The 2,739-nt window shown below is 70.3% G+C and carries 2 protein-coding genes and 1 pseudogene; 1 reads left to right on the top strand and 2 read right to left on the bottom strand.

Annotated features, from left to right (window positions below; genetic code table 11):
- Positions 1–232 precede the first annotated feature (232 nt).
- On the bottom strand, positions 233–748 hold the full coding sequence (locus tag ABZ641_RS32060; protein ID WP_359987510.1) for a transposase: 516 nt from the start codon (positions 746–748) through the stop codon (positions 233–235).
- Between the two features lie 279 nt (positions 749–1,027).
- Positions 1,028–2,137, bottom strand: coding sequence for an ATP-grasp domain-containing protein (locus ABZ641_RS32055; RefSeq protein WP_359987507.1), 1,110 nt, complete (start codon positions 2,135–2,137; stop codon positions 1,028–1,030).
- Positions 2,138–2,435: 298 nt separating this feature from the next.
- Between ABZ641_RS32055 and ABZ641_RS32050 the strand changes: the two are divergent.
- Positions 2,436–2,723, top strand: a pseudogene (locus tag ABZ641_RS32050) (flavodoxin family protein); the annotation flags it as partial.
- Between the last annotated feature and the right edge of the window lie 16 nt (positions 2,724–2,739).

Raw genomic sequence — 2,739 nt, 5'->3', positions numbered from 1 at the left:
CCTGCGGTTCTGCCACTGTCCCTGGAACAAGTCTTCCGGCCTCGCGGCGTCCGCCAGCCGTTGGACGGTTCGGTAGGTCATGCCGAGCGTGGACGGTGGCGTGCTTGGCGCGGGTGCGGTCGGCGAACCGGTGCCCGGTGGGCCATGGCGAGCCGCCGTCCGCCGGTGCCTGGCCCCCTGCCTTCTCCGGGGCCGCCTCGGCGGTGGTCGCGCGGTGGCGGGAGATGCACCGCTAGGCGGCTTCGCCGAGGTTGCGCCAGAGGTGGAAACGGTCGGCAACCTGGACGGCAGTGGGTGCCCCGATGCTGGCGCCCTCGGCGAAGAACGGGGCGCGGTCGCGGCAGACGACCTCGATCCCCGGGCGTTCGGCCAGCCAGGCCGCGACCGTGCCCGCCTCCCGATTCGGCAACAGGTCTACCGGTCGGCGCGTCTCGACGTCGACCAGCACGGTCCCGTAGACACATCCCTTGCGTATCGCGTACTCGTCGACGCCTACCACCCGCGGCGCAGGTAGGATCCGTGCACCCGCTCCGACCAGCTTCCGCAGCCCGGGCAGCGAGCCTTGGCCGTCCGGGATCGGACATCGACTCGGATCACCTCGCCGTCGTCCTGCACCCGACACCACCCTGATCTCCGAAACCGACAGGAAGAGCAGCTCTTCCAGCCGGAGCAGTACCTCGCGCATAGCCAGAACCATCTGCCCGAACGCCGCCGCCACCGGCCGTTTCCAGACGATCTTGCGGGACACGCCGGCAAGAGCACCCAGTTCCCGGATACAAGATCCAGTATCGCCCGAGGTCAACCGCCGTGCGGCTGCGCGCGTACCTGCCGGGGCGGTGTCCGCGGCCGCCGTCGGTGAGGCGACATCGATCGGGCCGGGCGGCACCGTCGGGCGCGGGGAGCCGCTGCCGCCCACCACCGGGTGTGACGGCGCACTTGCAGGGCGAAGCGCGAGAGTGATCTCGTTCCAGCACTGTGGCCATGGCGGACCCGACGACCGCGGCGTGCGGCGCCATGGAGTCTTCGCTCACGGCGACAGCGTACGGTTCGCCTCAGGCGCGCCAACGGGTGATGGCGGCGGCGTCCGCTCGCGTGCCCGGCTGTCCGGGATCACGGTGTCGGAAAGTGGGATCGCGTCCTCGACCACCGCGAGCCGACCCCCGAGCATCGGCTTAGGTACTTCGCCGGGGTCGCCGCAGAGCAGCATCCGCACAGCGGCCCACACCAGGTTTACACCGGTCATACGGGTCTGGTAAATGCCCGCCGCTGCCCTGGCGTTGACTTCCAGGAGCACCGGTTGCCCTTTCCAGTAACGGAATTGGACGTTGGACAGGTATGCGAGCCGGAAGTGGCCGACGGCCAGCCGGGCGAGTTCCATCACGTCGGGGTCGTCCACCAGAGTCCGGACTCTGCCCGACTTGGCCCGGGCGATCGCGCTCACCAGGGTGCCCGCCGTGTCAGACAGACAGTCGACACTGACCTCCGGAGGATCCAGGTACGGCATCACGATCAGCTCGGGAACGGTCTCGCCCCTGTCCTGGGCATGCTGCAGCGCGTCCGCGACTGCCGGGACCGATGCCGTCGGCCGTGGCAGGCGCTCGAAGTCCGAAACCTTCAGCGGGGAGTCGTCCAGGAGCCGGAAGCCGTAGGCCGAGTACTCGCCCGCGGGCTTGACGCACAGAGCACTGTCCGTCCCGGCGAACTCCTGGACCGCTTTCCGTAGACCGTCGGCATCGGAGACCGCCCGCCACGGGGCGACCGGCACTCGAGAGCGCTCGGCTGCCGCGTACAAGCGGCTCTTGTCGGTCACCGCGCGGAGCGTCTCGGCGGGTCCGCACATGACCCTCGTGTCGACCGCCGAGAACGCCTCCGCGCGGTCGGCGAGTGCCACCAGACGCGAGGACGGCATGATCACGTCGATGTCGTGCCGTTGGCAGAAGTCGATCGCGAAATCGAAGAAGGCCTCATCCTCGCCCGGCTCGGGCTCGACCACGTCGCACGCCGTGAGCGCCGGTGCCGCCGGGTCGGGATGGGTGCCGTAGACCTGTACCCGGGCGTGGTCAGGGTTGTCGCGCAGCATCGGGATCAGGTGCACTCGTGCGGGCCAGATCCTGTTGAACCAGATGCGCACGTCCACCGTCCCACCTCGCTTCCGACGCACCGGGACGACCGGGCGCGGTGCCGTCCGCCGGGACGCAGGTCCCCCCGGGCCGGGCAGCCAGTGCCTTCGCGCAGTCCACCGTCGCTGTGAGTCCATCCTGTCACCGTCCTCCGGCCGAGGCCGCTGCTGGTAACCGTTCAGCTACGGTGCACGGTTCAGCGTGATCGCGGACCTCGTCGAGCACGCCTGCGCGACCAAGCCCGGCTACCGATCGCGGACCTGGGACACGGGCCCGGCCGGGATTCGACCGCCTGCCGGACGCCGTCCCGAGCGCTGCGCGATGAACGTTCTGTACAGCCTGCATCACTTGGGCTACGTCGTCCCGCCGCAGGCCGACGCCGGCTGGGTCGGCGCGGCCGGGCCCGGCCCGTCGTACCTGGACGAGGGCTCGGGCGGACCGGAGAACGACTTCACCAGCCGCAACACCACCTTCATGACCTGGAACCTGCTGCACCTGGCCCGGATGCTCAGGGACGCCGGCGGCATCCCCGCCCACGGCAACCAGCGCTCCGAGTGGGAGGCCGGCTGCCGCTTCGACTTCGAGAACCCCCAACACCGCTGACCCCGGCGCCGGGCTG

This window comes from Kitasatospora sp. NPDC007106, assembly GCF_040634455.1.
Lineage (GTDB): Bacteria > Actinomycetota > Actinomycetes > Streptomycetales > Streptomycetaceae > Kitasatospora > Kitasatospora arboriphila.
Note: the sequence above shows the minus strand (reverse complement) of the source record. Positions and strands in the feature narration are given on the sequence as shown.